This is a genomic window from Vibrio sp. Vb2880 (assembly GCF_033337975.1).
Classification (GTDB): Bacteria; Pseudomonadota; Gammaproteobacteria; order Enterobacterales; family Vibrionaceae; genus Vibrio; species Vibrio alginolyticus.
Genome location: NZ_JAWORT010000025.1, coordinates 45,638 through 70,460 on the forward strand (window position 1 = coordinate 45,638; position 24,823 = coordinate 70,460).

Consider the following 24,823-nt stretch of genomic DNA (forward strand, 5'->3'; position numbering starts at 1 on the left):
GCTTTTGTATTGCGTTACTCACACCTTAGCAAGGCGTTATGCAGCAGTGCAAAAAAAGAGGCCTAGTACACGTAAGCCTCTTTTGTATTTTTGAACATGATTACGCTGGTAACCCACTAGGTTCTGAACCTCCATTTCTATCTTTTTGTGACGCTTTAATAGCCTTTTTAGCTGAAGCTTTTGTAACTGCTTTCTTGCTCGCTTCATGTACTTCTGTTCTTATTGAGCGGACAAACTGAGGTGAAATATTCACACCTTCGTCTTTAAAGTGTCCCGAAATCGCATTATCCCCCATGCCACCTTGTGACATTTCCAATATACGATTGATATTACCGTGAAGTTTAATTCCTCCACTAAAGCCAACTTTGGACATTTCTCTTCTCCTGTTTAAAAATTATCCAGCGTATTCTTTACTTTAAAAAAAGTATCTAGATCCTGTGAAGAAATCTGAACCCCTGATTCATTGAGCAAAGATGCTATTGATTGACTCGAAAATCCCGCATTTCTTAGATCTTCAAGTCGCTTTACATGAGCTAAAAAATTTGAACTGGGGCTTGGACGTAGACGTTGTGACACCGCTGATGCGCTGATGGAAAAATAAACAGCCATATCCTTTTGTGGCATACCGTACTCAGATAGCTGCTGTAGCACTAAGTTTTTTTGCGATGAGCTTAAAGCCATAAACTCATCTCGATAAACTTTACTGTAAGCGCCCTGTGAATAGTTATCGACGATACATTCAAATAGCTGTCGAAGATCAGTAACCATAAATAATCCAGTTAAATAATTAAGCTTAATTATTTAATGTTATTAATTTGATAAAGTCAAGAAATTTATCCCTATCAAGTAAGGTGACTGCATAACAAAGCATTTAAGAGTGATTCCCAACGCATGGCACTTTTCATTCCATCGTTGAGTTTAGTGTTTACGGTGGTAAGGTTAGGTTTCGTGGTTGCGTTGCTCACACCTTAATGCGGCGTTATGTTCTTCGAGAAAAAAATGAAAATATCACCTTCAGAAGTATTGCCAGCATTCGTTGATATATATCCAGATTGCCGTGAGCACTTTATAAAAGAAGCTGACTATTGGATAGACGAAAAAGGAGCTATTTCAGTTCACTCGTTATTCTCAATCTTTAGCTCACTTGTCGTAGAAAGGTTCTTGTTAGGTGAGTATGAAAAAAGCGAAGATTTGTTTGGTTTCATAGATCTTGCAATCAAAGTGGGGGATAAAGAGGTTTCAAATGCTGCGTGCACATGTTTCGTGGAAAATCTCATAAACATTGCATCTACAAAAACTGACTTTGAGTTATCTCACTTCTGGAGTCTACTTGGACCTTTAGCTACAGAGTTCGCAGATAACTATATGGCTGAGAATTTTTAGTGCTTAGTAAGTACGAACATAACAAATTGTTCAAGAGTGATTCGGCACGCGTGGCATTTTTACTATGCGTTGGGTTTAGTGGTTAAGGTGGTATGCGGAAGCTTCGGTATTGCGTGCCTCACACCTTAACAAGGCGTTAGGCGAATGGAGGTGCAATGAACTACGAAAGTGGAATTTTTAGAGTCAGGGAGCTTCGAGAAGCTGATGCAAATTCTTTGTTCAATATGTATTCAGGCTCAAGCAGTTCAGCAAAGTACATATCGACATTGCCCCACAACACAGTTGAAACCACGCTTTCGAAAATTAAACAATGGCGACAATTCTATTCAGAAAATGCTCCCAAAGTTTGTGTGTATGGTGTTGCAACGAGTCCAGATGATTTTGTGTTCGGTTTGGTTGTTTTCGTATTTAATGAGCAATATGCTGAAATTCACTTTGGTATATCAGATCAATTTAGTAATCAAGGCATCGCAACAGAGTTATGCCGCTCTGGTCTGCAATACTTGAAAAGTTTGGGTGTAAATGAAGTAAGAACCAATCCCTATATTGAGCATATCGCAAGCATAAGAGTTTTAGAAAAGTCGGGTTTCTCAAATCTTGGCACGCTAAAAAATCATGCACCGTTTCCGACTTTGGGCGATGGTCTTTTCAATTGTGCAGATATGCGCATAAGCCTTTGAAAATTCGCCTAACAAGTTGTTCAAGAGGGATTCACAACGCGTGGCATTTTTACTATGCGTTGATTTTTGTGTTTAAGGTGGTTTGCAGCAACTTCGGTATTGCGTTGTTCACCCCTTAACAAAGCGTTATGTGTCAATGGGTTTCTAAACAGAGTGAGAAAGATAAAAATGCAGTTTATTTGGGAAGTCTCGGACGTAGAAATAGATACCTTGTTACCTCAGTGGAAATGGTTGCTTAATCCTACAGGGAAACCTTTGTATCTAACCATCATGGGGGACTGGCTATTTGGTGAAGTGGATGGCTCAATTTCATTGTTATCGGTTTTAGATGGTACCTATGAAACAATTGCTTCGGACTTTCATGAGTACAATAACATGAATAAATCACAAGATTAGCGTGATAATGTCTTTTTAACTAGTTGGTATGACTTGGCGCTCGAACACGGGCTACAACCAAAACAAGACGAACGCTTAGGTTGGGATCTGCATCCAATTATTGGTGGTGAGTTTTGTATGGAAAATTTGCAAGTATTTACTACGAAAGTATATCAATCACTAATGTCTCAGTTGCATTTTCAACTTCAGCACGCAAACACATAACAAACTGTTTAAGAGTGATTCGCAACGCGTGGCATTTTTACTATGTGTTGCTTTTAGTGTTTAAGGTGGTATGCGGTGGCATCGGTATTGCGTTGCTCACACCTTAACAGGGCGTTATGTTTTTCGAGGATGAAATGTACCTAATAGAATTATTTTCGGCTAAGGAAGACCAAGTTAAGCTGATTACTTTCGTTTTCTCTGCATTATTAGCCGTTGGCGTTTTGCTTACAAATCAGTATTTTTCTCAACGTAGAGCGCGTCAAGAGTATTTACTCAAAAAGATTGAAGAATTGGCTCAATTATCAATCGAGTACACCGATCTATGTACTGAAATCTTAGATGATATACAAAGTCAAAGAGTTGACTACCCGACAGTAAGTCGAGAACACCGACGGCGTTTGATGGCTAATATCCGTCAAATGGAGCTAATCGTAGGGCTATATTTCCAAGACTCAGGTTTTGACCCGAATGATTACTATATGTGGAACAGGCGAGTCCTAGACGTTTTGGAAAAAGGTAAGGCTTGTGAAGAAGGTGAAGTGTATTGTTTATTTGAAGACGCTCGTCAACATGTTGTAGACAGTGACGCTAAGTTAGCCGTGATTTGTTCTGGTTTGGTTAAGAGGTTTGGGCACAAAACATAACAAAGCATTTAAGAGTGATTCCCAACGCTTGGCATTTCCAGTTCAAGGTCGGGTTTTGTGTTTACGGTGGCATGGTTTAGGTATGTGGTAGCGTTGCTCACACCTTAATGCGGCGTTATACGCTTTATGGGAAATGATACAAAAAGGACGTTATGAAGTTATCTGAGTTACAAAGTCACATAAAAGAATTCGATTATGCGCCAGAGCAATCTGAACACTATTTTTTAAAACTAATCGAAGAAGTTGGCGAATTATCGGAATCTATTCGCAAAGGCAAAAGTGGGCAACCAACGCTAGATGAGCTCAAAGGTTCAGTTGCAGAAGAGTTATATGACGTTTTGTATTATGTTTGTGCTCTAGCCAATATTCACGGTGTAAACCTTGAGAAAACGCATGAACTAAAAGAAGTTTTGAATAAAGTTAAGTACAACCGATAAGACGCGTATAACAAATTGTTCAAGAGGGATTCAGCACGCGTGGCATTTTTACCATGCGTAGGTTTTAGTGATTAAGGCGGTATGCGGTAGCATCGGTGTTGCGTGCTTCACCCCTTAACAAGGCGTTATGTTTAATCAAGTAAAATCAGTAGCTTGTGCCTTTTCTTTGCTCCCTAAGTCATTCTGTTTTGGTTTTTTAGCAAATTGGCATGGTTTGACGCTATTTTCCGAACAATTTCCCAATCTTTAAGTTAGAACTTCAGTTTTTGTGTTTTCTCTTTTCAAAGTTCAATTTTGTCAAATTTATGATTTAATTCAGTTTTTTAGCTTCTGGTTTTGTTTACAAAAGTAAGTCGGGTTAAACTTTCGTATAGCTGAACGTAAGGTATTGAATCTTAAACATAACAAACAGTTCAAGAGGGATTCACAACGCGTGGCATTTTTACTATGCGTTGATTTTAGTGTTTAAGGTGGTATGCAGCGGCTTCGGTATTGCGTTGTTCACCCCTTAACTGGGCGTTATGTGCTTGGAGATAAAATGATAAAACAGCCTCCTTACAAAGTTGAGTTTGGTCAATCAGGAGATGTCCCTCCGGCGCACGTTGTTGCCATAGGTAAGACCTCAATAAAGTTAAGCAAGGATAGCCGAGATGGCGATACAAATGGTCGTATTGATGAACTTTATCTCAATGGTGGGCTTGAATCAGAAGAAACTAAACAGATAATGCTTGGGCTCAATAAGCAAGGTTTTGTGTTTGCTTACGACGATAAAGCTTATATTTCACCTAGCCATTTTATGAAGCAACTTTTATTGAGCGGTGAACTAAGAACATCATTCAAAGAAATCAGTTGGTCAAGCCCAAAGCAATGGTGCCTTACAGAGTATGAATTTGAGCAACGCACATAACAAATTGTTTAAGAGTGATTCGGCACGCGTGGCATTTTTACTATGCGTTAGTTTCAGTGGTTAAGGTGTTATGCGGAAGCTTCGGTATTGCGTGCCTCACACCTTAACAAGGCGTTATATGCAATGGATTGGAATATTTATGAAAGGATTTAATAACATCTTAACTGGTTTTTCTTGGGGAATTGGCTTCTCAGTTGCACTCATTATGAGTGGGTTGGTTTATACAAAGTTCGTTGAACCGTCGCTCGGAAATATTCTTGAAGATAAAGAAATCGATGATAAAGCAATTGAGTATTTGGCAGATTTCAAAACTGCCTATGGTTTAACATTGGAAAATGTCTTCAAAGATGGGGACGATGTGCGTTTGGCTGTCGTACAGGAAAATCTTACGGAAGAAGCGCTATATTCTCGTGAGGTTTTAGCGTCTGCGTTCGATGTGAATGGTAATTTTATTGGTAATTGTATCGGCGAAAATGAAATCTTCATTATGCAGCCAAAGGAAACCTCTTACCTTGAAATCAAATGTGGGTTCGTGCCGTCGCAAGTCGAGCAAATTGAATCGTTTAAGTTAAGGATTAAGCCGATTTAGCAAGCACCAGAAAATTGCATATAACAAACTGTTCAAGAGGGATTCGCAACGCGTGGCATTTTCACTGTGCGTTGGTTTTAGTGTTTAAGGTGGTATGCGGTGGCTTCGGTATTGCGTTGCTCACCCCTTAACAGTGGGAATGGGTAAAATCCTCCAGTAAACAACAATGAACAAGAATGAGCTAATACTCGCATAAAAACATGTACTTATATGTATGTTGTTTGTGCTTTGTTGTTCGTGGGTATGTGTGTATGTACAATTATTCTGCTACATATACGCTACACAAAGGACTTGTGCATGCCCATTAAGAAGAAGATAACCAACACCTCAATCAAGGCGCTAACTGTCGAACAGAGACGGCTCAACGACACTGAAATCAGCGGGTTTCATGCTCGCATTTCACCTAAAGGCGCAATCAAGTATTACTTTTACTACCGCTTAAATGGCAAACAACGAAATTACTTCATCGGCTCGGCGGATTCACTCACACCCGCTCAAGCGAGAGATTTAGTCAAAGAGAAAGCGGGATTGGTGGCGAGCGGGGTGGATATCCAAGAATCTCGTCATGAAGCTAAAAAGACAGAGATGCGCAAAAACCTGACGCTTGGCCGTTTTCTCTCTGAGCACTATAAAGACTACCTTATCTCAATGAACCCCAAGCGGGCGGATCAGGCTTATGCTTGCATCGCTCATTCATTTGTTCACCTCCTAGACAGACCGTTAGAGGAGATAAAAGCGTGGGATATTCAGCAGTGGATCACGGAGCGTCGGAAATTAGGGCGTGCCCCAGCGACGATAGAGTATTGTGTGAACCGACTTCGAGCCGCTTTAAATCGTGCGGTAGAGTGGGAGTTCATCGATAGCCATAACTTAAGCAGCGTTAAACTCATCAAGCAAGATAACACTCGAATACGGTATCTCTCTAATGAAGAAGAGAAGCGTTTACTGGACGCGCTGCGAGACCGAAATCAACGCGTTCGAAAGTCCAATAACAAGATAGAGCATCTTCAGTTAGTTGATTTCTTCGAGCCGTTAGTAATCACCGCAATGAATACAGGAATGCGTAAAGGAGAGCTATTAAGTCTTCGATGGGAACACGTTTCACTGCCTAATCGCTACTTAACAATTCGTTCTGAAAATGCCAAGTCGAAGAAGACGCGAACGATACCGCTCAATGACACGGTATTAAAGCTTTTTGAACGCTGGCGAGCACAGAATCCTGATGCTGACTATGTCTTTATATCGAATAACCAGCCCGTTGAGTTCTTTCAATATCCGTGGCAATCATTATTGAAAGAGGCTGCTATCGAGAATTTTAGGTTCCATGACTTGCGGCACCATTTCGCGAGCAAGTTAGTGATGGCGGGCGTTGATTTGAATATCGTGCGTGAGTTGCTTGGGCATGCTGACCTCAAGATGACGCTGCGTTATGCACACTTAGCTCCAGAGCACAAAGCGGCGGCGGTGAATCTTATTGGTTAAATTGCAAGATAAATCGAGATATCACTCGAAGCATTAAAGTTATGGTTTTATATACAGTGGTCTTGGTGCTGTAATTCGTTGTTGAAATTGTTAACTCAACAAGGGATTGAAGTGAGCCAGTTTAAACGCCGCTATGTAAGGCTTGAGGAAGTCTGCGATAAAACCTGTTTAACCCAATGGGACATACTAGAAGTCATTGAAGAAGAGAAGTTGTGTTTGTTTGCCGATATTTCTGCTTCGAGTCTTGGTGCAATTCATCCACCCAGCCAATCTGTGGCTGCTATCTTCGACTATAAAGGCATTGTCCAACTAACTGAACGCTCATCCAAGCGGTTTGCGCTTTCATTAGAATCTATACCGGTTAAACACGTCATCATCGTTGAGATGCATGGTATCAACCGTTGGCGTTCGGTTACTGAAGCGTTTGACAATGTATTACAAGCGCACTTTAAATACACACCTAATGTACTCTCCCAACCGAATAAAGCGTTTGTTACTTATGCCGCGGTTAATGCCTCTCTAACCACAGAGAGCGTGGTTGGTGAGTTCATTACTAAAGCATCCGCCATTTTCTCTAACGACGTAACGCATCAACTTGTTGAACACTACCCAAGTCAACGCGGTCAACGCCTTTCAACCGATGCGTTAACGGTTAAACCCAGTCAAATACGCGTTGATATGGAGCAGGTCGTTGATGTTTTTGGTAAAGCAGTACTATTGAATCGTGGTTGCCAAGCGGTTGATACGGTTAAGGCAACATTAGGCTCAACGGTTATCCAGACTGCTGGTCAGTGTATTGAGTCGGTTAATGCGCCTACTGAACTCGGGTTGGATTCGGTTATCCAACCGATGCCAATCCACCCCATTGCACAAATTGCTCATCGAGTATTAACGCTCAATCCCCAAGCCAGAGCGGATAAGGTTTGGAACATGATAAGGCAGGACGTGAGAGCGAACGAGTTTAACCGTCAATTTGATGTTGATGCGTTGATTGAAAGCATTACTCAGGACTCGGTGACGTGGTTTGGCCGTGGGGATAATGAAAACACCATGTCTTATGACTCATTCAGAAAGAATGTATTGGTCGACGTAAGGAGGCAAATTAGGCCGTCAAAATAAAACGTCGTCGTCATCGTCGTTGATAACGTCATATGACGTTTGTGGTCGTTAAGTTGAAACCTCAATGAACAAGAGGGAACAACAACATGACTCAAACCACACTTGATAAACGTGTATACACAGAACAAGAAACGGCGCTTTACATTGGTATGAGCCGTTCATTTTTACGCCAAGCTCGTATGGAAGGGCAGCGCAAGAACCGAACTGCTGCGCCTCCTTTCATTAAAATTGGTCGTGCAGTCCGTTATCTCAAAGAAGACTTAGACCAGTGGTTAGATAGTCATGTCAAACGTGACCACTTGCTACAAGGGGAGGGCTTCCATGCTTAACGATAGCAATGCACCAGAATTTCCCCATGTCAGATATAAGGAGTCCGGCCAACAAATCGTATTGAACACGGCTGATAACTTGAAAGCATTACTGAAGAGTACGGGCTACCAAGCCAAGCTCAACAAAATGACGTTAGAGCCAGATATATTCAAAGGCAAAGTTTGTATGGGTTCGCCTGATATCGTCAGAAGTGAGCTTGTATCGTTGGCGTCAATTTACACATTGCTCAAATCCGCGATTGATGACCACTTTAACGCCGTGGCACATGAAAGTAGTTACCATCCAATCGCTGATTGGCTTGATGGCGAGTGGGATAGAAAGCCCCGCGTGGAAGCAGTGCTTAATTGCTTAGAGACTAAGAATCCCGCGCTCTCTAACATTGTGTTGCTACACTGGCTGGTGGGCTGTGTAGCATGTCTTTTTGTGGGTAGCTTTAAATCCAAGCTCGTGCCTGTTTTACAAGGTGAGCAATCCTTTAAAAAGACCGCGTTCGTTGAACGAATTGCCAATGTGATGCCAAGTGCGTTTCTTGAAGGCGCAGAGCTCAACCCTGATAACAAAGACAGTGTGCTGACCGTTATTCGCTCATGGATAGTGGAATTGGGTGAACTAGAACGCTCAACCAAAAACTGCCAAGGGGCGTTGAAAGCGTTCGTGACAAGAGCTTGCGATACGGTGCGTCCTCCTTATGCACGTAATGACATTAAGAAAGACCGACAAACCAACCTCATTGCGACGGTAAACGGCACGGACTTTCTAAAAGACGAAACCGGAAATACCCGCTACGCCGTCATTGAGCTGGTGGGCGAAACGGACATGGATACGCTTAATAACATATTGGGTTGGGACTACAAACCAACGGGTGAGCTAACGCTGAACCAACCAGAGAATCTGCGCCAATTCTGGTTAGAGGTGAAACACAAATTCATGGTTGAACATCATCCTTGGATGTTGTCGTCTGACATTCAAGCGCAAGTGTCGCAAGAGTCATCCAAATACGTAGATAAAGGCAACTGGTATAACTTGCTAAACGACCACCTAGAAGAATGTACAGGTAAAGCGAGAGAGTGGTTATCAACCAAACAGATATGTGAAGTTATCAACGCTGACACATCAAAAGGAAATGTGATTGGTAAAGCGCTCAACCAACTGACTAAAGACGGTAAGTTAGAAAAGAAAATGCTCAACGGCTCAAACCGCTACTGTTTCCCTACCGTTCGTCCTCAAACGTCATTTTGCTAAGTACTTAAACTTACCCCACTTACTCCACTTGAATCGATATTAAGTGGGGTAGGTGGGGTAAGTTGTTCTACTTTCAGAAAACGACACATCACCCTCGGCATGTAATAGATAAAACATTCAGCTTTAAGGTCCCTGGTTGCGTATTGAGGAATTAGTTTTGGCTTTGCCCTAACTGGTATCGGCCTCCCAAAAAGAGAACTTAAAAAGATAGCGTATCGCTTTGCTGTGCAAGTGCTGTACAATTCGAGCTAAAGACATGACTTGTCACTCAGAGAATGCTGCTCTCTGTCTATCGATATCGCGGACGTTGTATTATCAATAAAACAACCCAAAGTGCACTTTTTTATAGTGATATTGACTTTTTTGTCACCAATACATTAATAAAAGCCATTAAAAACAGTATGATACAAGTGATTTTTTAAAGTGGTAGGAAAAGTAAATGGCATCTTTGGGGTATTGTGATGTAAAAGATATGGCTCTTAGTCGTAAAAGTAAGGGAGCTATAGGAGATATAAAAAGCATCATGGAAAGTGGCAATCTTTTGTCAGGTGTACTAGCGGCAACGCCTTTTTATGCTGTTTTTGGAACACCCAGTGTCACCTCCAGTCCATTCGAAAAACTGGTCACCATTCGAGAGTATGACTGGGAAACGTTTGGTAATGCAATGTTGGCCACAAGCGCCGTTACTCGTAGTCGAATTTATCAGGTTGCGGAGCCAATGACTTGGCAAACCAGCGGTGAAGAACAAAAATTTTGGAAGTGTGTATCTAATGCGTCATTATAAATTTATTGGATTGTTATCCCTTGTTCTCTTTAGTAGCTCCAATGCTGTAGCGGAATCCATAAATATGGATTGGGTAACAAAATTCCATATGGATAAACAGACTAAAGAGGCGACTCTCAACTGGATTATTCAGAGAGAGAAATGCATCGCTAAAGAAAAGCAAAGCAAAGAGTTGTTTCCTCGTAACGAATGGTTTGACTTGTTATCTAAAGAGGACAAGGTAAAGGTTGTTCTCTATATTAACAACTTGAAGCTACAAGCGTGCTCTGAGCAAGAGTCGTTAGAGCTAGAACGTTTGGTCGATAAAGGAAAACATGCAAAACTGAATGAGACACTTACTGTGTTGGGCGCTTTTAACTGGCCTGATGAAGGTGAGCTAGAAGGTATCGATAAGCACAAAGTAAATCAAATCTCAGAACAAGTTGATATGTTCAACATCCAAGTTGTTGGAGAACAACTCAAGTTTAGAGACTAACCGCAATACAGGTTGGTTGTCGTAATATCATAGCCAACCTGACTGCCCTAGCTTCAATTTAGATAATAATATTACATGAAAGTAGGGGTGTCTGGGTTCAGATATAACAGGTTACTCTAGCTCATTTATCCCCCAAACTGCGCTAACGCGAGTCCTCTTAGTATTTCTACTGGCTTGTCTTTGACTGAACTAATTTTTATGCATTTAACATCTTGAATGCGCACATCAGGTGTAATGGTAAATTAAAACAAAAGTGCCGATTGCAATCTGTCTATTGCTTAGGTAGGAGTTAGTGATGGGTCTGAGCTTAAACACTTTCGATATTGTTAAATTTTCCAATAAAATTGAATAACACTGTTACCTAAAAAGCCACCTTGGTAGGTGGCTTTGTTGACAGCTATAAGCCAGAAACTGGATCATTTTAAGACTCGTCAACAGTTACTGAGTCTGCGTTATTCTTAACAGAGGCGATACCATTTTCTGCCCCTTGCTTTGAAGCGTACATTTCACTGGTCGCAATCACTTGTCCGTTGTCTGCTTTAAGTACAAAGTAGTATGGTTGAACGGTATCCTTTGTAGATTTCTTAATTACATACTTGCCCATCTGTTTACTCCTTTGGGGTAAATGTAAGTTATGAGAACGATTTCTCACACAGATATATTTATTTATCTTATTGCATATCAACTCAAGTGCATTTTGCGTGTTTTGTGAGCAAATTATGATTTGTCGCGGTTTCAATGAATTCGAAAGTGTAGTGGAAAGATGAATTTGGTCAGTAAACTAGAGGAGCACCATATTTGACTCAATTGATATCATGCTAAATTAGCAAAGTCACTGGCACGTTTCTGCCCCAAAGTCATTCAGAGTAAATGCTCTTTCATATCTTGCTGATGTAAATTTACCCTACAAAAAGTTATCCGATAGAATACAAACCAACATAACTTGCCCCTTCACTATTGCTTGTTTGACTTGATAATTTGCCTATTTAACCAGTTAATTCCTCGAGGGATCTTGTTGGGGAATGATAAAGCACTGAAAATATTGTTATTATCCTTTTTCATTTACTAGTAAAACTAAACCCCATGAGGTATGAATCCGCTCCTGTAGATCCAGTAGAAAGACAAAAAACCACAAGAGAACGTACAGTATGTCAACGCCTAGAACGTCAGGAAGAGCTGAGATATACCGCGAGCGATGAGAAACGATGGGCTGAAAATAGAGAGCGCGTTCTTGCTGAACGCAAAGCTGCCCAACAAGCTTATGGCTTAACAGAAAAAGAATGGGACGATGATTTACAAAAGCAAGCTAAAGAATATCAATGGGACACCTCTCAACAAGAGAACGTCAGTATTGCCGTACTAACCGTTGAAGAAGCCAACGAGTATTTGGATTTGCTCATTAAAGACACGCACGGACAGCTCACTATAGGTAAGGACTACACTGGCGTTAGCAAGGGACTTAAAGACGCTTATGACGTGGCCAAAGATCTCGGTGGATTTGGGGCAACCGCCAAAGCCGTCAATATCAATGGTGTAATGAACATTGTGGTTGAGAACTACAAGCCTCGATATTTAGATTTAGGTGTCCGTTGGCAGGAAGCAACGTCTAAAATGCTTAAAATTGGCCACGACCTAAACACCGTTCGAGGCAATGTCAGTTTCTTGAGCAGCAATATCTATGTAGAACTTGTGTTCATTGGTGCGGTTAATGCAGTTGATTACATATTGCACGATGAAAAAACGCTAGGTGAGGTAGTAGGACAGTTTACATCGGATGTATCAAAAGGTGTGGTTGCTGGTGTGATTGCTCAAGGCATAACGATAGGGCTTAGAGTTGGAGTTACCGCAGCGTTTGCAGCGCCACCAACAGCGTTATTGTTGGGTTTCTTTGTGCTTACTGCTTTCGGTATTGGTAAAGTTGTTTCGGCTATTGATGACCAATACAAGTTCACCGAACCAATGAAAAAAGAAATTGAGAGGTTGATTGATGAAAATTAATCGTTTTCGCTCTGGACTATTTTTGGCGGCATGCATAGCATCATCACTGCTCATAGTCCCGTTCTCTACCAATGGCCTTTACGACTCAGAAAGTCTCCCAAATGTGGTCAAAATATACAGCCCACTAAATGACGCGTCATTACTGGCTCTTAGCTACGCAATGATCACTGCATCGTTATTGTCATTGATAGTATTCACTACTGGCCGATGCTTAAGATGGTTACCTAAAGCGGTTGTGCTAGTTCTAAGCTGCTTATTCTTGGCTTCCTTTGCATATGGTTGGCATACGAATGTATCAACAAAACAAGAGCTTAATGAGAAAGGCTATATTGAATGTGTATCTGAACGGGAGCTTGCATTGAAGTTCTCAAGCAAAACTTATGTTCTTCCACCCGAGACTTGCGATTAAAGGTTTAGTGAAGATGGCCACTAGCGAACTGGTAATCAATGAAAGTAAATAGCCGTTTACTTTTTGAGGAAGCTTGGTAATCACTGCCAATACTTCGTCACATAGCGCAGGGGCATCTTCATAGGGGCAATATCATTAACGTCCACTGGATGGTGCACGTCACGAATGTCCTAGCCAATTTTCAGCATTCTTACCATTCTTGGAGCTAACACACCTTGGTTGGTTAATGGGATACTAATCCTACCGTTTGTAGTGGCCAAAGGAGTTTGGCCACGCATTTGAAGCCCATCCATACATAAACTAATCAGTATTTCGCTAATTTAGCAAAATCACTAACTCAAAAATGTCCAAATGTGAGTTAGTAGAGCTTTATGGCTGTTTACTTCGATAGCTACACATGTGCTACATATCCTTTTGAGTTATATCTATTTTGTTTTATAAATTACTGTATTTTATGGATTTTATGTTTATTTTATTATCCCTTAACAGGGCGTTAGTTCCCCAGAGGAAGCAATCAATCCGTAGGGAATTTTTGTTTCTGGTGTAGTACACGCATAACTCGGATGATATCGCCCTCAATCCAGTAAGAGACAATCATCGAAGTCTCAGGAATGATGAGTAATCGTCCGCGGATACCATCTCGTTGCACACCCATTAAAGGTTGTTCAAGCAAGTTTTCTACTTTTGCTTCAATGAGGTTGTCAGTTTTTTCTGCAGCATCAGGGTTGAAGTCATAGAGAAACTCAAAGATCTTTTCACGATCATTAAGTGACTCTTCTTCCCATAAAATCATTGCTTACCTCGATTACGGATTCTGGCTTTGCGCTCTTCCATTCGAGACTTAGCTGTTTGGTGCTCAACGAAAACGGATTTTCCTGAGTCAAACTTCTCAAATGCTAGGTTTACTTGTTCAGTTAGCCATGCATCGTGAGATAATGTTTTTCTTTGTTGTTCAGCTAGTTGCTCAGTAAGTTCACGGCAAGCATCACTTAAAGTTCGACCTTGGCTCTCAGCCATTTGTTGAGCTAGGCGTTTTGTTTCTTCATCAACACGAAATTGAATTCTAGTGTCCATGATGTATTCCTTTGTTGGTGTATGTACAAATGTTAGCACTAGGCTCTGAGATGGGCAACTAACAAACAATTTAAGAGTGATTCGGCACGCGTGGCATTTTTACTATGCGTTGGTTTTAGTGATTAAGGTTGTATGTGGGAGCATCGTATTGCGTGCCTCACACCTTAATTGGGCGTTATGTTCTTGGAGGATATGTTGGAATATCAAAGGGACAGGGTAACTTTTGGCGTTTTTCAGAAACTTGTTGTAAAGCTGTATAAAGCCCTCGTATTCAAGCTTTCAAACAAAAAAGAGAAGCTAGAATGGCAGCTAATCTTGATAGCCGATTGTTTACGAATCATTGGGCTTTGTAAGTTAGCTTATCGGATGGCTTCCAAAGTGCATACTTCAACGTCTAGCGTTAAGAACAAGTTCTGGTCAACCCATGTTTCAGGTATGGCTCTGCAATATTCAGGTGACATGATTGGCGCTGAAAAAGCCTTCTTAAAAAGCCAGGACTTTGCTTGTGATCTTTCTTTGAGTTTTAGCTTGCAGCATTTTGGTAAATTGAACGTTGAGGTTGGCAATTATAAACTGGCAGAGCAACAGTTCATAGAAGCATTGGCAATTCGAGAAAAATTGAAACGGGCTGACTTGGTAGAGTCGACTAACAGGGCGATTCGAGGACTACAAAAGCTACGAACATAACAAACTGTTTAAGAGTGATTCGCAACGCGTGGCATTTTTACTATGCGTTAGTTTTAGTGGTTAAGGTGGTATGCGGCGGCATCGGTATTGCGTTGCTCACACCTTAACAGAGCGTTATATCTCACAGAGGTTCTATGGAAACAATTTATACGATTGATGCAAGAGAACATTGCATGTTGGAAGTAATGGCTGATTACTTCCAAATGACTCATGAATCCATTTATTTGGAGATAAATAGAATGTTTCATGAGTTGATAGGGACTTTGAAAGATAAGTCTGTAAATTATCAGGAGTTAAGAAACTGCCTTACCCCATCAATTGACAAAAAAGAAGTGATTTTAGTCTTTGACTCTCTTCAAATTGATAGCTCTTGGTATGGTGGAGAAGTATTCGAGAAAATAATACCTTTGTTAGATAGACGCACAAGTCATAGTTTTCTGTGTGGCGATTATATAGATCATGGATTAAATCAAGATGTTCTCTATAGTGAACTGGTTGCAAGTATTAAAGCTATGAACCCAAGCGAGTATAAGCATGGTAGTCAATATTTCTTAGTGTACATTAATAATGTTTCTGATAACTTCATTGAAACTTTAAATAATGGTTTGGGGAATTACAAACCGTACACGGGATATATTGATGTAACTTTCTCTGGCTTCATGAAAAACTATGCTTCAACAACTCTTGTTAGATCCTTTATTAAGCACAAAAACTTCATTATCTGTGGTCATGAGGATGATAGAGATCACTCAGAAAACGTAAATATGAGTGGCTATGCATTCGAGGAAAATGGCTACAGATGTATTAGTGTTCAGGATTCCTTATATGGGGTTTTTCTCTCGTATAAAGTCGAGCGCCGTGTATATGATGGTTTCAAGAGAGATACTGACTTTTCTATAAACTCTATCACAAGTAACGTATTAGCTATTGATAATTTCGATGTTGAGATTGATGAAAGAAAGCTCACTTATTTAAAAGAAAACAAAACAGGTAGAATGAAAAAATCAGAGCTTATTCATTTTGATAAACAGGAACTTGAAGCGCTCATAAGAAGTAAGATAAGTGACAATTACATTTATAATCTTACCTATTTAAAAGAATATGACATAACTAAATTTAATATACTTATTGAAAAACACGTAGATAACCAGCTGCCGGTACGCATGATGGTTTCCTTGGAGTACATCCCGAGTAATCATAAGCTTAGGCTAATAACAATGGTGTAATGAGATATAACAAGCAATTTAAGAGGGATTCACAACGCTTGGCACTTTTGCTTCTACTTCAAATTTAGTGTTTATGGCACAATGTTTTAGGTGTGGGTGGTAGCATTGTTCACCCCTTAATTGGGCGTTAGTTTTATGGAGGAAATATTGTGGAAATCTGGAAGTTATTGTTCTTTATACCTGCGTGTTTTGCGCTCAATATGACTCCTGGTCCAAACAATCTATTGTCCATGAACAATGCTCGTTGCTACGGCTTCAAGTCCGCTTTTATTGCTGGACTTGGTCGTATTGCCGCATTCGCTGTAATGATTGCCTTGGCTGCTTCTGGTTTAGCCGTCGTTCTCTATGCTTCTGAGACTCTATTTCTAACGATTAAAATTGTGGGTGCGGCTTATTTGTTGTGGATTGCCTTTAATCTTTGGCGTTCGGAAGCAAGTCCTGTTTCTGAGCTAGGGAACACTCGCAACCGACTAGGTTTGGCTAAACAAGAATTTTTGCTAGCCGCCGGTAATCCAAAGGCGATCTTAATCTTTACTGCTTTTCTACCACAGTTCGTCGATGTTTCATCTAGTGTAAATGAACAGTTCTTCGCTCTAGGGGCTACGTTCCTAATTTTAGAAATGGGTGCAATATCGATTTATGCGATATTTGGAATATACCTAAGACAGTGGTTTACGAAGCTGAAAATGGCAAAGCGCTTCAATAGAGGTTGTGCAACTTTCTTGGCTATGTCTGGAGCAAGCTTGTTACTGAGTCGCCAGCAATAAAACTAACAAACTGTTCAAGAGTGATTCGGCACGCGTGGCATTTTTACGATGCGTTAGGTTTAGTGTTTAAGGTGGTATGCGGAGGCTTAGGTATTGCGTGCCTCACACCTTAACAAGGCGTTATACCGCAATCAGTCATCTAACCTTTTCATGGCTTTACGGTAAACATCGCTACGTTCGCGCTTTCCAACTGCTAGGACGGTTACAATGATGACATCATCTTCAACTTTGTAGACGAGACGGTAGCCTGATTGACGCAATTTAATTTTATACATGTTGTCAGCTCCAGAAAGTTTTGAAGCCGGAACATGTGGGTTATCTAAGCGCTCGATTAGCTTTTTCTTAAATTGTTGTTGCAGAGTAGAACCAAGCTTTTTCCACTCTTTGAGTGCGCTCTTTTTAAAGTCGAGTTTATAGGTCATCAATATTTACCGAAATGCTCTCTTCAGATTCACGCTCTTTAGCGATAGCTAGTAGTTCAAGATCTTCGAGTCTGTCCATCATCATTTCGTACGCCTCGGCAGGTACGCAATAAAATGCTGGTTCATTTCGGTTTAATACAGCAACAGGTTCGCCGTAAGCACTAGTTGCAACTTTCATAGGGTTAGCTTTCAACTCAGTAATGCTTGCAGCAACATCGGCTAAAATTCTAGTGGTCATATAATAGGTCTCTTAAGTGGTCTTTATGTTGGTCATTTTAGCCTCAACCAAGCGGTATAACAAGTTGCTTAAGAGTGATTCGCAACGCGTGGCATTTTTACTATGCGTCGGTTTAAGTGTTTAAGGTATTATGCGGAGGCTAAGGTATTGCGTTGCTCACACCTTAGCAAGGCGTTAGGCATAGAGTGGAAAATGAAACTACAGCAGATAAATAAGAAACAGCTGAATCAATTGATTAGTGGAACAACAGGGAAAGAAATTGATTTTTGTAATGGTTCTATTCCACCTAATCATGTACTCAATCGTTCATTGCAACAAGCTCAAAAAGCTGGGGCTGAAATATGGTCACTGCCTTATATGATGTTATTTCAAGATAATGTTGTTGGCTTTTGTGGCTTTAAATATGAGCCCAAAGCTGGTGAGGTGGAAATTGGATACAATGTTGCACCTAAGCAACAAGGTCGTGGGTTGGCAAAGTCTGCAGTTAACCAACTTTGCGATTTAGCGTTTGGAACAGGTGTGGTTGAAAACGTAGTTGCTTTGATTTCTTCAATCAATGTAGCTTCACTTAATGTTGTAAAAGCTAACAATTTCGTTTTTACAGGTATTGTCGTTGATGATGACAATGAAGAGCTGGAAAAATGGGTGCTAAACAAAGCGTCCTATGCCTAACAAAGCGTTCAAGAGGGACAGTCAACGCGTGGCGAGTTTGGCTCACATCTTGGTATTTGTGTTTACGGTGGTAAATTGATGTCTGTGGTAGCGCGTTGCTGCCCCTTAACGCGGCGTTATAAGGTTAAATAAAGTAATGAGTAACTATCACGTATTAATCAAAGAAAAAGACAGTGATTCATGGATTTGCTTGTTCAAAGATCTCTCTGAGCCTGAACTGTTTGCCAAGTTTGTTTTACCTTATAAAAAGGGTGTCAGATTATTGGTGTCTGGCTCTGTTATTGAAACGCGTTCGTTGAAAAGCATTCGAGTTATATCTACCCGGTTCTCTCATAAAGCAGAACTACAGAAACTTCAGGAGCGTAGTCGTAAAGAAATTGACGACTTTAACACTGGAAGTCCGATTGTTCTCATCAGTCCCGGATATGGATATCAAGATAGCGAAATTAAAGATTGTGGTGATGATGTTACTGACCAGTTTTTAACATCAGCAGCGGGTGAAGTTCAAGAAACGTCATCGGTTAAAAAGCTAGTTGGTAGCTCTATGTTTAGTCAAACGGTAGTTGCAGTTATCGGCACGGTAGTAGGCGGGCTAATCCTAGCGCTATTAACCTTATAACAAACTGTTTAAGAGTGATTCGCAACGCGTGGCATTTTTACTATGCGTTGGTTTTAGTGTTTAAGGTGATATGCGGGAGCTTCGGTATTGCGTTGCTCACACCTTAACAGGGCGTTATGTTTCACGTTGATTTAGACGAAATAAAAGGTTTATTGGCGCTTATTTCTTTGGTCTCTTTGGCAATTTTTTCGAGTTGTCTCAGCAATTCAATATTGTCTGCCCAAGTTCATGAATCTCTCAAAAATAATCACGCTTAAAAATTCGTGGGTTGCTTCAATTCGAAGTCGCGCCTGCGCGTTGGTAATTAGTCTGGCTTAAAATCGCTTCGGTTCTATTTCCCAATCAGCAAATCGGCAGCGGGGCTTTCGGCAATTTGGGTTTTGTTTTTCGCTGTTTTGAAAGAGATGCATTCGCTCGCTAAAATCCATCAAAGTCGCCTCAATCAAATTCCTGGGAATTACGCGCTTTGTGTTTATCGCTTTTGCCGGTTAATTCCACAAAGTGGTGTGACGCAAGTTAAACAATTTCTTATGCAATTCAGTTCTTTGCTATGTGAGCGAGTCAGTTGTGGTAAAACATAACAAACTGTTCAAGCAGATTCGGCATGCGTGGCATTTTTGGTTTGCAGTGATTTTAGTGTTTACGGAGTAGTGCAGAAGCCTTTGTATTGCATGCCTCACTACTTAACAGGGCGTTAGGCGACGGGCAGGAAAGTTATTTGTTCTCATCTTCTTATATCTCTTTGGCCTTTCGCTTTTCTATGTCGGCAACTTAACATTGTCGGCTTAAGTTTTTTAATCTCTCCAGCCGTAAAACATGCCAAATTTCGTGGGTTGCCTCATTGGCTTTCACAGTCGGTTGGTTGTGAGTTTCACTGGCTCAAAGTGTGGCAGGGCAAGTCAATTGAGGCTTTCGATTGCGCTGTTAGTTTGTCTCTTTGGCATTTTTGGGTTCAAAACCTGCGTTGTTGCTGAAGGTCTGTATTTCGTGGTCGTTGGAATTTTGGCTGAAACATAGTGAGTTTTGTGGTTCTTGAATCACAAAAAATCAGTGGGTGTTTGGTTGCTTATTTTGTTTCGGGTAATCTGCTTTCAAAACAACTTAAACACTGGTGTGAAACTTCGCCTAACAAGGCGTTCAAGACGGATTCACAACGCTTAGCGATTTCAGTTCTAGTCAGGTTAAGTGTTTAAGGTACAATGGTTTAGGTTTGGTGGCTGGCGTTGTTCACCACTTAACGCGGCGTTAGCTTAAAAGGTGGAAAGGTAAAACTTTTAAGGTAGGCTTGTAGCCAAAAGCGAGTTCGAATGATTAGTTTAACTTTGCCGTTGAGCTGGTTTTGGTTACTATGAGGTTAGTGACTCAAGCTAAACAACTATCAGTGGTAAAAATGAATAGTTCTAAAATTTCACTTCGCCTATCCTATGCAGGACTCTGGCTTCTATTAATTTTCTCAACACTAAGCTCAGCGAGTGAGCAATCAAATTTTCAACAACAGTTTTCACGCGAAAGTGAAAGTTTTCAAAACCAACTCGATGAGATTGTACGAGATAGAGCTTTCCCAAAAAAGAAAGGGGAAACTTTGGAAGAAAGATTGAATAAGGGAAGGATTGTTTGGAAAATTGATGTAGATATGTCGGTAGAACATCCTATTGAAAAATGGGACGCTATTCATACAATGCCTCAATTGATGTTCTATTATTGGCCGACTGATTCACTTTATACAATGGATTTTAATGGCACGAATGTAAGACGATTTCCTGTTTCTACCCCTGATAGTGATAGTTACTACAGTTTCATCGTTCGTTCACCTAACGGAAGATTTCTATATGCCGAAAACACCCTCTATGATTTAAAGACCGACCAAATTTTAGCAACAAAAAAGAATACCAATTTAACTAGTTTCTCCTCTGATAACAAACATGCCTATATTATTAGAAAGGGTGAAGTTTACCGTTTAAATCTATTCAGTTTAGAAGAGGAGCCTATTTACATTGAAGGTCTCGATATTAACTCTAAGTTTTACTTCAAAATAGATGAAAAAAAAGATCGATTATTTTGGGACCAAAATGGATTCGTTCAAGCAATGGCTCTTTCTTCAGCAGGAGATTCTCTAAATAATGATGAATCCGAATGTCGATATGAAGGTAAGCTATTGTCCAATGCCTACACTAAATTCGTTTATTGCGAGGGAGGTAAAGACATGGCGATTCGAAGTAAGTATGACTTAATAGAACAATTTATGGAGACAAAGATTACCATTCAGAATGATACATGGTATGCTGTGCAGCACCCTTTTAGTTGGGTGATCTCTCGTCACCGTACTTCAGGCGAGAGTGGATTGTTTGAAACGCTACACTATGATTACCATTTGCATAATAATAATTATATTAAATCACTAACTATATTTAACCCACAGGGATATGTTTCTGAGATTGTACAACAAAAAATGGATGGAAGTGATTTTGGCCCATATTTTCCACCGAACCCTACCATGAGTGATTATAGGCACTCTCATAGTCGACAATTTAAACAATATGAGGGCCTACTTAAATCATCAAACTTTTCAGCAGCTGAGTAATGATGTAGAAAAAATGAAAATATTCCTTGTTTTTCTAACCCTGGCTTTTAGTTCAACACTAGCAATTATCTTATCGAATGTATATTTGGAGGTGAATTATTCTGATGTAAGTAGAGAGAAAGATATTGATCGTATGGCTGAGCGAGATTTTCTCAAGAGCGCTGATAATTCTTACGTTCCTTATTTAGGTATTGACCTTAATATACCAGAAAATCCGAATGTGGAAATATGGAATTCCTCAAATAGTCATCCACAGCAGATGTTTAAATTTGACAATGATTATTATATATCTAATATGGATGGAAGCAATATTCGTGCTTTGATATTTGGTTTTGAATTACCGAGCCTTAGATTGAGTAATCCTGGAATATTGCGTTCAAACGATGGGCGTTATGTCTATTTAAGTGATAGAGGAGTTTGCCGAACGTTTGATTTATTTACCCGTCAAGTTATTGATACAGGGCTATGTGGCGCCTTTATAGCCTCTACGAATAAAGTTTACAGTTATAAAAAAAATAGTTCGTACTCCATATTAATGACAGATTTAGCGACTGGTGAGCAAGAAAATATGGTAGGAAAACCAAACTTTGATACTGTAGAGATCTCTGATGATAAAGCTTTTGAGCCGACAACTAGTTTTTACGTTGATGCTGTCAATAACTATTTATATTGGGGTTTTGTCATTCGAGACGCGAGCCGTGTAGGAAAGTATTTTTTTTCTGATAAAAATTATGATCATGTAGTAGCAAAATTTATGTTACCAAGTATGGAGTACTTGAGTGACAATAATAAAGATCCTCTTTTAATAAGAGCTGCTTGTTTAAATAACTACATATCTAACGCCTTCCCTAATTGCAATAGAAAAAAATTAAAAATCCCTCAAAAGATCACTACTAAGAATGATGAGTGGTTCAATATAACGAATGATTTGTACTTGAATTTAGATAGTGATAATGGTAGTTCGAGATATATTTACGATGATAAGTATAGGATTAAATATATATATCGTGTGGTAGAAGCTTCTACAGAGTCTGATAGCCATGGCTACGATTATGTATCGACAAACTTATATCTTCCTAGCAATGACTTCTTCGATTCGAGTGCTATTGACTATGCTTCATATCTTCCAAGATATATTACTGAACAAGAGTATCTTGATTCATATTATAGAGTTAGAGAAAAACTGCGAATAAGTTGTAGCAGATATCCGGTCGCATACCAAAACTGTGAGCGTGAGTATGTAATGGATCGTATATTCGCTTCCAATGCTCAGGCTAACGAGTACCACCGGAAACAAAAAAATATCAAATAGATTTAATTCAATGCAAGAAAGTAAGCTAACAAAGCATTTAAGAGTGATTCCCAACGCTTGGCATTTTTATTCCATCGTTGGGTTCATTGTTTATGGTGGTATGGTTTAGTTCAGTGGTCGCGTTGTTCACACCTTAATGCGGCGTTATGCGTCAAGAGGATGTTCATGTCAAAAGTAACATTGAAAGGTTTTATCTTAGTTCCTGAATCGGAGCTTGAATCGGTAAAAAGTGAGTTGGTAAATCATAAACGTCTTACACTCGAAGAGTCGGGGTGTATTACGTTTAGCGTTACCCAAAACTCAGAAGATCCTCTTCGTTTTGATGTTTACGAAGAGTTCGTAGATAAAATGGCTTTTGCGCATCATCAGCAAAGGGTCAAAGCATCTCTCTGGGGTAAAGTGACGGTAAATGTTGAGCGTCACTATGAAATCTTTGAGTAAACGCATAACAAATTGCTTAAGTGTGATTCAGCACGCGTGGCATTTTTACTTTGCGGTGGCTTATGTGATTAAGGCGCTGTGCGGTAGCTTTTGTATTGCGTTACTCACACCTTAGCAAGGCGTTATACGCCATATGAAGAAAGTCTAAAAATTCAGGTCAAAAATCGCGATTTTCAGCGTTGATTCGTGGTATTTGGGCGTCGAGATATTCCGGCTTCAATCTTAATTTTCCTTGGTTCTTTGCTCACTTTCGGCTTGCCGTTTGTGTGATGGTTTTCTTCTTTGGTGCTGATTTTTCAGGGTCAGTCCAGGCTGTGTTTTTCGCTGAAACTCAGCTCTGTGAGTTTGCCTTTCTAAAAGCTGTTTTACTCGCTGAAAGGGTACTTTCTTTGGTGTGGTGAGTTCACGTGGTTTCAGTGAGTTTGTGGAAAGTCCTCATTGTGAAATTGTCTTTTCAAAAGCTCTTTTTGGTGTTGTCAGTCCGTTTTCTACGGCGTGGTTTGTTCCAAGTGGTTTCAGTGGCAAGTCGCTGTAAGTCTAAGCCTGACTTGAGTGCATCAAAGCACATAAAAATCATGGTTTCAAAGTAGGGCTTGTCGTAGAATTTTGGCTTAAACGTTCGAGCGTATAACAAAGCGTTTAAGAGGGATTTGGCACGCGTGGCATTTTCAATATGCGTTGAGTTCAGTGTTTATGGTGCATTGCAGAAGCTTATGTATTGCGTGCCGGCACCCCTTAACGCGGCGTTATGTGAATGAATGAGGTATCACAATGGGTTGGTTCAGGGCGTTTAGGTCTGAATTTTATATAAATGCTGTTAAAGTACTAGGTGTATTGTTTTTTGTTACATATGTGCCTTTTATGTTTGTCGTGCCTTGGTTTTACGGGGACTGGAGTTATGTTCATGGAGTTTGGCACAGTTGGCAATCTCTAAACGTAGGTATGCTGGCATTTTTATCAAGCATAATTGCGTTGTATGTATCTCGTTATCAAGCGATTGAACAACGGAAACGAGAGTTTGAGGGAGCGAAAGCATTCTTGCCACACGCTTTGAGTGAACTATCAAAATACCTAACATCAAGTGCAATGGTTCTAGTTTGTACATTTCCACCGTTAATCGGTCGCAGAAATACGCAATTGACACTAAATTGCCCTCAGTTACCACTTGAACAATTTGAGGTATTTAAAGAATGTATCAAGTACGCCGATGTGGAGGTGGCAAGATATCTTGCAGTTATTCTTAAGCTACTACAAGTGCATCACTCTAGGCTTGAGGGTATCTGTAAAGAAAATTATTCAAATGAGCCCTATGCTAGATCGTGTTTATATAACACAGCGGAGTTACAAGCATTAATCAATAACGTGTACGACTTTGCTCGTAGTGAATCGCACTTTGAAAATGTTGCTCTAGATTGGGACTCTATTAGGCTTGCTTACAGAAATTTAAATGTAATCTTTGAAAATATAGACAAGCTCGAAGAGTTCTCGAAAAAACAGTTGGAAAATACATTCACATAACAAACTGTTTAAGAGTGATTCGCAACGCGTGGCATTTTTACTATGCGTTGGATTTAGTGATTAAGGTGGTATGCGGCGGCATTGGTATTGCGTTGCTCACCCCTTAACAGGGCGTTAGGAGGGATTATTTTGAAGCGATTTTTACTAGCAGCTTTATCCATAGTGTTTTTGACAAGTGATTCAAGTT

The 24,823-nt window shown here is 40.2% G+C and carries 30 protein-coding genes and 1 pseudogene; 24 read left to right on the forward strand and 7 right to left on the reverse strand.

The annotated features are described in order from the left end of the window. Nucleotides 1-100: 100 nt before the first annotated feature. Both R7M92_RS20985 and R7M92_RS20990 read right to left on the reverse strand, forming a co-directional pair. Nucleotides 101-373: a hypothetical protein gene (locus R7M92_RS20985; RefSeq protein WP_140363463.1), complete on the reverse strand. Its 273-nt coding sequence runs from the start codon at nt 371-373 to the stop codon at nt 101-103. A gap of 14 nt (nt 374-387) precedes the next feature. Beyond that, on the reverse strand, nt 388-768 hold the full coding sequence (locus R7M92_RS20990; RefSeq protein WP_140363464.1) for a hypothetical protein: 381 nt from the start codon (nt 766-768) through the stop codon (nt 388-390). 231 nt (nt 769-999) lie between these two features. Here R7M92_RS20990 and R7M92_RS20995 point away from each other — a divergent pair, with 231 nt between their 5' ends. The 14 genes and pseudogenes from R7M92_RS20995 (at nt 1,000) to R7M92_RS21060 (ending at nt 10,672) form a co-directional block, all read left to right on the forward strand. Continuing rightward, entirely contained in the window at nt 1,000-1,383 is a 384-nt protein-coding gene (locus R7M92_RS20995; protein WP_139374612.1) for a hypothetical protein, read from the forward strand. A gap of 155 nt (nt 1,384-1,538) precedes the next feature. Next, nucleotides 1,539-2,063, forward strand: coding sequence for a GNAT family protein (locus R7M92_RS21000; RefSeq protein ID WP_318134197.1), 525 nt, complete (start codon nt 1,539-1,541; stop codon nt 2,061-2,063). A gap of 168 nt (nt 2,064-2,231) precedes the next feature. Beyond that, a complete protein-coding gene (locus R7M92_RS21005; RefSeq protein WP_240701394.1) occupies nt 2,232-2,459 on the forward strand; it encodes a hypothetical protein in 228 nt (75 codons plus the stop codon). 21 nt (nt 2,460-2,480) lie between these two features. Next, nucleotides 2,481-2,663, forward strand: a pseudogene (locus R7M92_RS21010) (hypothetical protein); the annotation flags it as partial. Between the two features lie 134 nt (nt 2,664-2,797). Beyond that, complete coding sequence (locus tag R7M92_RS21015; RefSeq protein WP_318134199.1) at nt 2,798-3,307, forward strand: hypothetical protein; 510 nt, start codon at nt 2,798-2,800, stop codon at nt 3,305-3,307. Nucleotides 3,308-3,459: 152 nt separating this feature from the next. Then, nucleotides 3,460-3,744, forward strand: coding sequence for a MazG nucleotide pyrophosphohydrolase domain-containing protein (locus R7M92_RS21020; protein WP_025640084.1), 285 nt, complete (start codon nt 3,460-3,462; stop codon nt 3,742-3,744). Between the two features lie 538 nt (nt 3,745-4,282). Continuing rightward, on the forward strand, nt 4,283-4,651 hold the full coding sequence (locus tag R7M92_RS21025) for a hypothetical protein (RefSeq protein ID WP_258471109.1): 369 nt from the start codon (nt 4,283-4,285) through the stop codon (nt 4,649-4,651). 139 nt (nt 4,652-4,790) lie between these two features. Further along, a complete protein-coding gene (locus R7M92_RS21030) occupies nt 4,791-5,240 on the forward strand; it encodes a metal ABC transporter ATPase (RefSeq protein ID WP_222327423.1) in 450 nt (149 codons plus the stop codon). A gap of 297 nt (nt 5,241-5,537) precedes the next feature. After that, the gene (locus tag R7M92_RS21035) at nt 5,538-6,722 is read left to right on the forward strand and encodes a site-specific integrase (RefSeq protein ID WP_318134204.1); all 1,185 of its coding nucleotides are present in this window, start codon (nt 5,538-5,540) and stop codon (nt 6,720-6,722) included. A gap of 111 nt (nt 6,723-6,833) precedes the next feature. Next, on the forward strand, nt 6,834-7,841 hold the full coding sequence (locus R7M92_RS21040) for a hypothetical protein (RefSeq protein ID WP_318134206.1): 1,008 nt from the start codon (nt 6,834-6,836) through the stop codon (nt 7,839-7,841). Between the two features lie 86 nt (nt 7,842-7,927). After that, nucleotides 7,928-8,170 carry a helix-turn-helix transcriptional regulator gene (locus R7M92_RS21045; protein WP_021448661.1) on the forward strand — a complete coding sequence of 81 codons (243 nt, stop codon included), beginning with the start codon at nt 7,928-7,930 and terminating at the stop codon, nt 8,168-8,170. Next, entirely contained in the window at nt 8,163-9,413 is a 1,251-nt protein-coding gene (locus R7M92_RS21050; protein WP_318134208.1) for a VapE domain-containing protein, read from the forward strand. The genes R7M92_RS21045 and R7M92_RS21050 overlap by 8 nt, the downstream gene beginning before the upstream one ends. Before the next feature lie 439 nt (nt 9,414-9,852). Further along, nucleotides 9,853-10,197: a hypothetical protein gene (locus tag R7M92_RS21055; RefSeq protein WP_047104066.1), complete on the forward strand. Its 345-nt coding sequence runs from the start codon at nt 9,853-9,855 to the stop codon at nt 10,195-10,197. 64 nt (nt 10,198-10,261) lie between these two features. Next, on the forward strand, nt 10,262-10,672 hold the full coding sequence (locus R7M92_RS21060; RefSeq protein ID WP_318134210.1) for a hypothetical protein: 411 nt from the start codon (nt 10,262-10,264) through the stop codon (nt 10,670-10,672). Nucleotides 10,673-11,093: 421 nt separating this feature from the next. On the opposite strand, the gene R7M92_RS21065 is transcribed toward R7M92_RS21060, so the two are convergent. After that, entirely contained in the window at nt 11,094-11,276 is a 183-nt protein-coding gene (locus tag R7M92_RS21065; RefSeq protein ID WP_021448657.1) for a YegP family protein, read from the reverse strand. A gap of 479 nt (nt 11,277-11,755) precedes the next feature. On the opposite strand from R7M92_RS21065, the gene R7M92_RS21070 reads away from it, so the two are divergent. Continuing rightward, nucleotides 11,756-12,670: a hypothetical protein gene (locus tag R7M92_RS21070; protein ID WP_318134212.1), complete on the forward strand. Its 915-nt coding sequence runs from the start codon at nt 11,756-11,758 to the stop codon at nt 12,668-12,670. A 923-nt stretch (nt 12,671-13,593) separates the two neighbouring features. Here R7M92_RS21070 and R7M92_RS21075 read toward each other — a convergent pair. Beyond that, nucleotides 13,594-13,872, reverse strand: a complete 279-nt coding sequence (locus R7M92_RS21075; protein WP_318134214.1) for a type II toxin-antitoxin system RelE/ParE family toxin — start codon at nt 13,870-13,872, stop codon at nt 13,594-13,596. Continuing rightward, on the reverse strand, nt 13,869-14,153 hold the full coding sequence (locus R7M92_RS21080) for a type II toxin-antitoxin system RelB/DinJ family antitoxin (protein ID WP_005398409.1): 285 nt from the start codon (nt 14,151-14,153) through the stop codon (nt 13,869-13,871). Before R7M92_RS21080 ends, R7M92_RS21075 begins: the two co-directional genes overlap by 4 nt. A 177-nt stretch (nt 14,154-14,330) precedes the next feature. On the opposite strand from R7M92_RS21080, the gene R7M92_RS21085 reads away from it, so the two are divergent. The 3 genes from R7M92_RS21085 (at nt 14,331) to R7M92_RS21095 (ending at nt 16,833) form a co-directional block, all read left to right on the forward strand. Beyond that, the gene (locus tag R7M92_RS21085) at nt 14,331-14,840 is read left to right on the forward strand and encodes a hypothetical protein (protein ID WP_318134216.1); all 510 of its coding nucleotides are present in this window, start codon (nt 14,331-14,333) and stop codon (nt 14,838-14,840) included. A 134-nt stretch (nt 14,841-14,974) separates the two neighbouring features. Next, entirely contained in the window at nt 14,975-16,066 is a 1,092-nt protein-coding gene (locus tag R7M92_RS21090; protein ID WP_318134218.1) for a hypothetical protein, read from the forward strand. 149 nt (nt 16,067-16,215) lie between these two features. Beyond that, nucleotides 16,216-16,833 (forward strand): LysE family translocator, encoded by a 618-nt coding sequence (locus R7M92_RS21095; RefSeq protein WP_318134220.1) that lies wholly within the window; start codon nt 16,216-16,218, stop codon nt 16,831-16,833. Between the two features lie 131 nt (nt 16,834-16,964). On the opposite strand, the gene R7M92_RS21100 is transcribed toward R7M92_RS21095, so the two are convergent. Both R7M92_RS21100 and R7M92_RS21105 read right to left on the reverse strand, forming a co-directional pair. Continuing rightward, nucleotides 16,965-17,255, reverse strand: coding sequence for a type II toxin-antitoxin system RelE family toxin (locus R7M92_RS21100; RefSeq protein ID WP_005377002.1), 291 nt, complete (start codon nt 17,253-17,255; stop codon nt 16,965-16,967). Beyond that, nucleotides 17,245-17,493: a type II toxin-antitoxin system Phd/YefM family antitoxin gene (locus R7M92_RS21105; RefSeq protein WP_005377003.1), complete on the reverse strand. Its 249-nt coding sequence runs from the start codon at nt 17,491-17,493 to the stop codon at nt 17,245-17,247. Before R7M92_RS21105 ends, R7M92_RS21100 begins: the two co-directional genes overlap by 11 nt. 192 nt (nt 17,494-17,685) lie before the next feature. Between R7M92_RS21105 and R7M92_RS21110 the strand changes: the two genes are divergently transcribed. From R7M92_RS21110 to R7M92_RS21135, 6 genes are all read left to right on the forward strand, one after another. Beyond that, nucleotides 17,686-18,165 (forward strand): GNAT family N-acetyltransferase, encoded by a 480-nt coding sequence (locus tag R7M92_RS21110; RefSeq protein WP_109883183.1) that lies wholly within the window; start codon nt 17,686-17,688, stop codon nt 18,163-18,165. A 136-nt stretch (nt 18,166-18,301) separates the two neighbouring features. Continuing rightward, nucleotides 18,302-18,784, forward strand: coding sequence for a hypothetical protein (locus tag R7M92_RS21115; RefSeq protein ID WP_089202935.1), 483 nt, complete (start codon nt 18,302-18,304; stop codon nt 18,782-18,784). 1,357 nt (nt 18,785-20,141) lie between these two features. Further along, nucleotides 20,142-21,365, forward strand: coding sequence for a hypothetical protein (locus tag R7M92_RS21120; protein WP_237285528.1), 1,224 nt, complete (start codon nt 20,142-20,144; stop codon nt 21,363-21,365). 13 nt (nt 21,366-21,378) lie between these two features. Beyond that, nucleotides 21,379-22,677, forward strand: coding sequence for a hypothetical protein (locus R7M92_RS21125; protein WP_318134227.1), 1,299 nt, complete (start codon nt 21,379-21,381; stop codon nt 22,675-22,677). A gap of 165 nt (nt 22,678-22,842) precedes the next feature. Further along, nucleotides 22,843-23,118 (forward strand): putative quinol monooxygenase, encoded by a 276-nt coding sequence (locus tag R7M92_RS21130; protein WP_031818868.1) that lies wholly within the window; start codon nt 22,843-22,845, stop codon nt 23,116-23,118. Between the two features lie 771 nt (nt 23,119-23,889). Beyond that, complete coding sequence (locus tag R7M92_RS21135; RefSeq protein ID WP_140199834.1) at nt 23,890-24,636, forward strand: hypothetical protein; 747 nt, start codon at nt 23,890-23,892, stop codon at nt 24,634-24,636. Nucleotides 24,637-24,823 lie beyond the last annotated feature (187 nt).

Coding starts and splice junctions, on each gene's coding strand:
- R7M92_RS20985 (WP_140363463.1), bottom strand. CDS start 373: ATGTCCAAAGTTGGCTTTAGTGGAGGAATTAAACTTCACGGTAATATC.
- R7M92_RS20990 (WP_140363464.1), bottom strand. CDS start 768: ATGGTTACTGATCTTCGACAGCTATTTGAATGTATCGTCGATAACTAT.
- R7M92_RS20995 (WP_139374612.1), top strand. CDS start 1,000: ATGAAAATATCACCTTCAGAAGTATTGCCAGCATTCGTTGATATATAT.
- R7M92_RS21000 (WP_318134197.1), top strand. CDS start 1,539: ATGAACTACGAAAGTGGAATTTTTAGAGTCAGGGAGCTTCGAGAAGCT.
- R7M92_RS21005 (WP_240701394.1), top strand. CDS start 2,232: ATGCAGTTTATTTGGGAAGTCTCGGACGTAGAAATAGATACCTTGTTA.
- R7M92_RS21015 (WP_318134199.1), top strand. CDS start 2,798: ATGTACCTAATAGAATTATTTTCGGCTAAGGAAGACCAAGTTAAGCTG.
- R7M92_RS21020 (WP_025640084.1), top strand. CDS start 3,460: ATGAAGTTATCTGAGTTACAAAGTCACATAAAAGAATTCGATTATGCG.
- R7M92_RS21025 (WP_258471109.1), top strand. CDS start 4,283: ATGATAAAACAGCCTCCTTACAAAGTTGAGTTTGGTCAATCAGGAGAT.
- R7M92_RS21030 (WP_222327423.1), top strand. CDS start 4,791: ATGAAAGGATTTAATAACATCTTAACTGGTTTTTCTTGGGGAATTGGC.
- R7M92_RS21035 (WP_318134204.1), top strand. CDS start 5,538: ATGCCCATTAAGAAGAAGATAACCAACACCTCAATCAAGGCGCTAACT.
- R7M92_RS21045 (WP_021448661.1), top strand. CDS start 7,928: ATGACTCAAACCACACTTGATAAACGTGTATACACAGAACAAGAAACG.
- R7M92_RS21050 (WP_318134208.1), top strand. CDS start 8,163: ATGCTTAACGATAGCAATGCACCAGAATTTCCCCATGTCAGATATAAG.
- R7M92_RS21055 (WP_047104066.1), top strand. CDS start 9,853: ATGGCATCTTTGGGGTATTGTGATGTAAAAGATATGGCTCTTAGTCGT.
- R7M92_RS21060 (WP_318134210.1), top strand. CDS start 10,262: ATGGATTGGGTAACAAAATTCCATATGGATAAACAGACTAAAGAGGCG.
- R7M92_RS21065 (WP_021448657.1), bottom strand. CDS start 11,276: ATGGGCAAGTATGTAATTAAGAAATCTACAAAGGATACCGTTCAACCA.
- R7M92_RS21070 (WP_318134212.1), top strand. CDS start 11,756: ATGAGGTATGAATCCGCTCCTGTAGATCCAGTAGAAAGACAAAAAACC.
- R7M92_RS21075 (WP_318134214.1), bottom strand. CDS start 13,872: ATGATTTTATGGGAAGAAGAGTCACTTAATGATCGTGAAAAGATCTTT.
- R7M92_RS21080 (WP_005398409.1), bottom strand. CDS start 14,153: ATGGACACTAGAATTCAATTTCGTGTTGATGAAGAAACAAAACGCCTA.
- R7M92_RS21085 (WP_318134216.1), top strand. CDS start 14,331: ATGTTCTTGGAGGATATGTTGGAATATCAAAGGGACAGGGTAACTTTT.
- R7M92_RS21090 (WP_318134218.1), top strand. CDS start 14,975: ATGGAAACAATTTATACGATTGATGCAAGAGAACATTGCATGTTGGAA.
- R7M92_RS21100 (WP_005377002.1), bottom strand. CDS start 17,255: ATGACCTATAAACTCGACTTTAAAAAGAGCGCACTCAAAGAGTGGAAA.
- R7M92_RS21105 (WP_005377003.1), bottom strand. CDS start 17,493: ATGACCACTAGAATTTTAGCCGATGTTGCTGCAAGCATTACTGAGTTG.
- R7M92_RS21110 (WP_109883183.1), top strand. CDS start 17,686: ATGAAACTACAGCAGATAAATAAGAAACAGCTGAATCAATTGATTAGT.
- R7M92_RS21115 (WP_089202935.1), top strand. CDS start 18,302: ATGAGTAACTATCACGTATTAATCAAAGAAAAAGACAGTGATTCATGG.
- R7M92_RS21125 (WP_318134227.1), top strand. CDS start 21,379: ATGAAAATATTCCTTGTTTTTCTAACCCTGGCTTTTAGTTCAACACTA.
- R7M92_RS21130 (WP_031818868.1), top strand. CDS start 22,843: ATGTCAAAAGTAACATTGAAAGGTTTTATCTTAGTTCCTGAATCGGAG.
- R7M92_RS21135 (WP_140199834.1), top strand. CDS start 23,890: ATGGGTTGGTTCAGGGCGTTTAGGTCTGAATTTTATATAAATGCTGTT.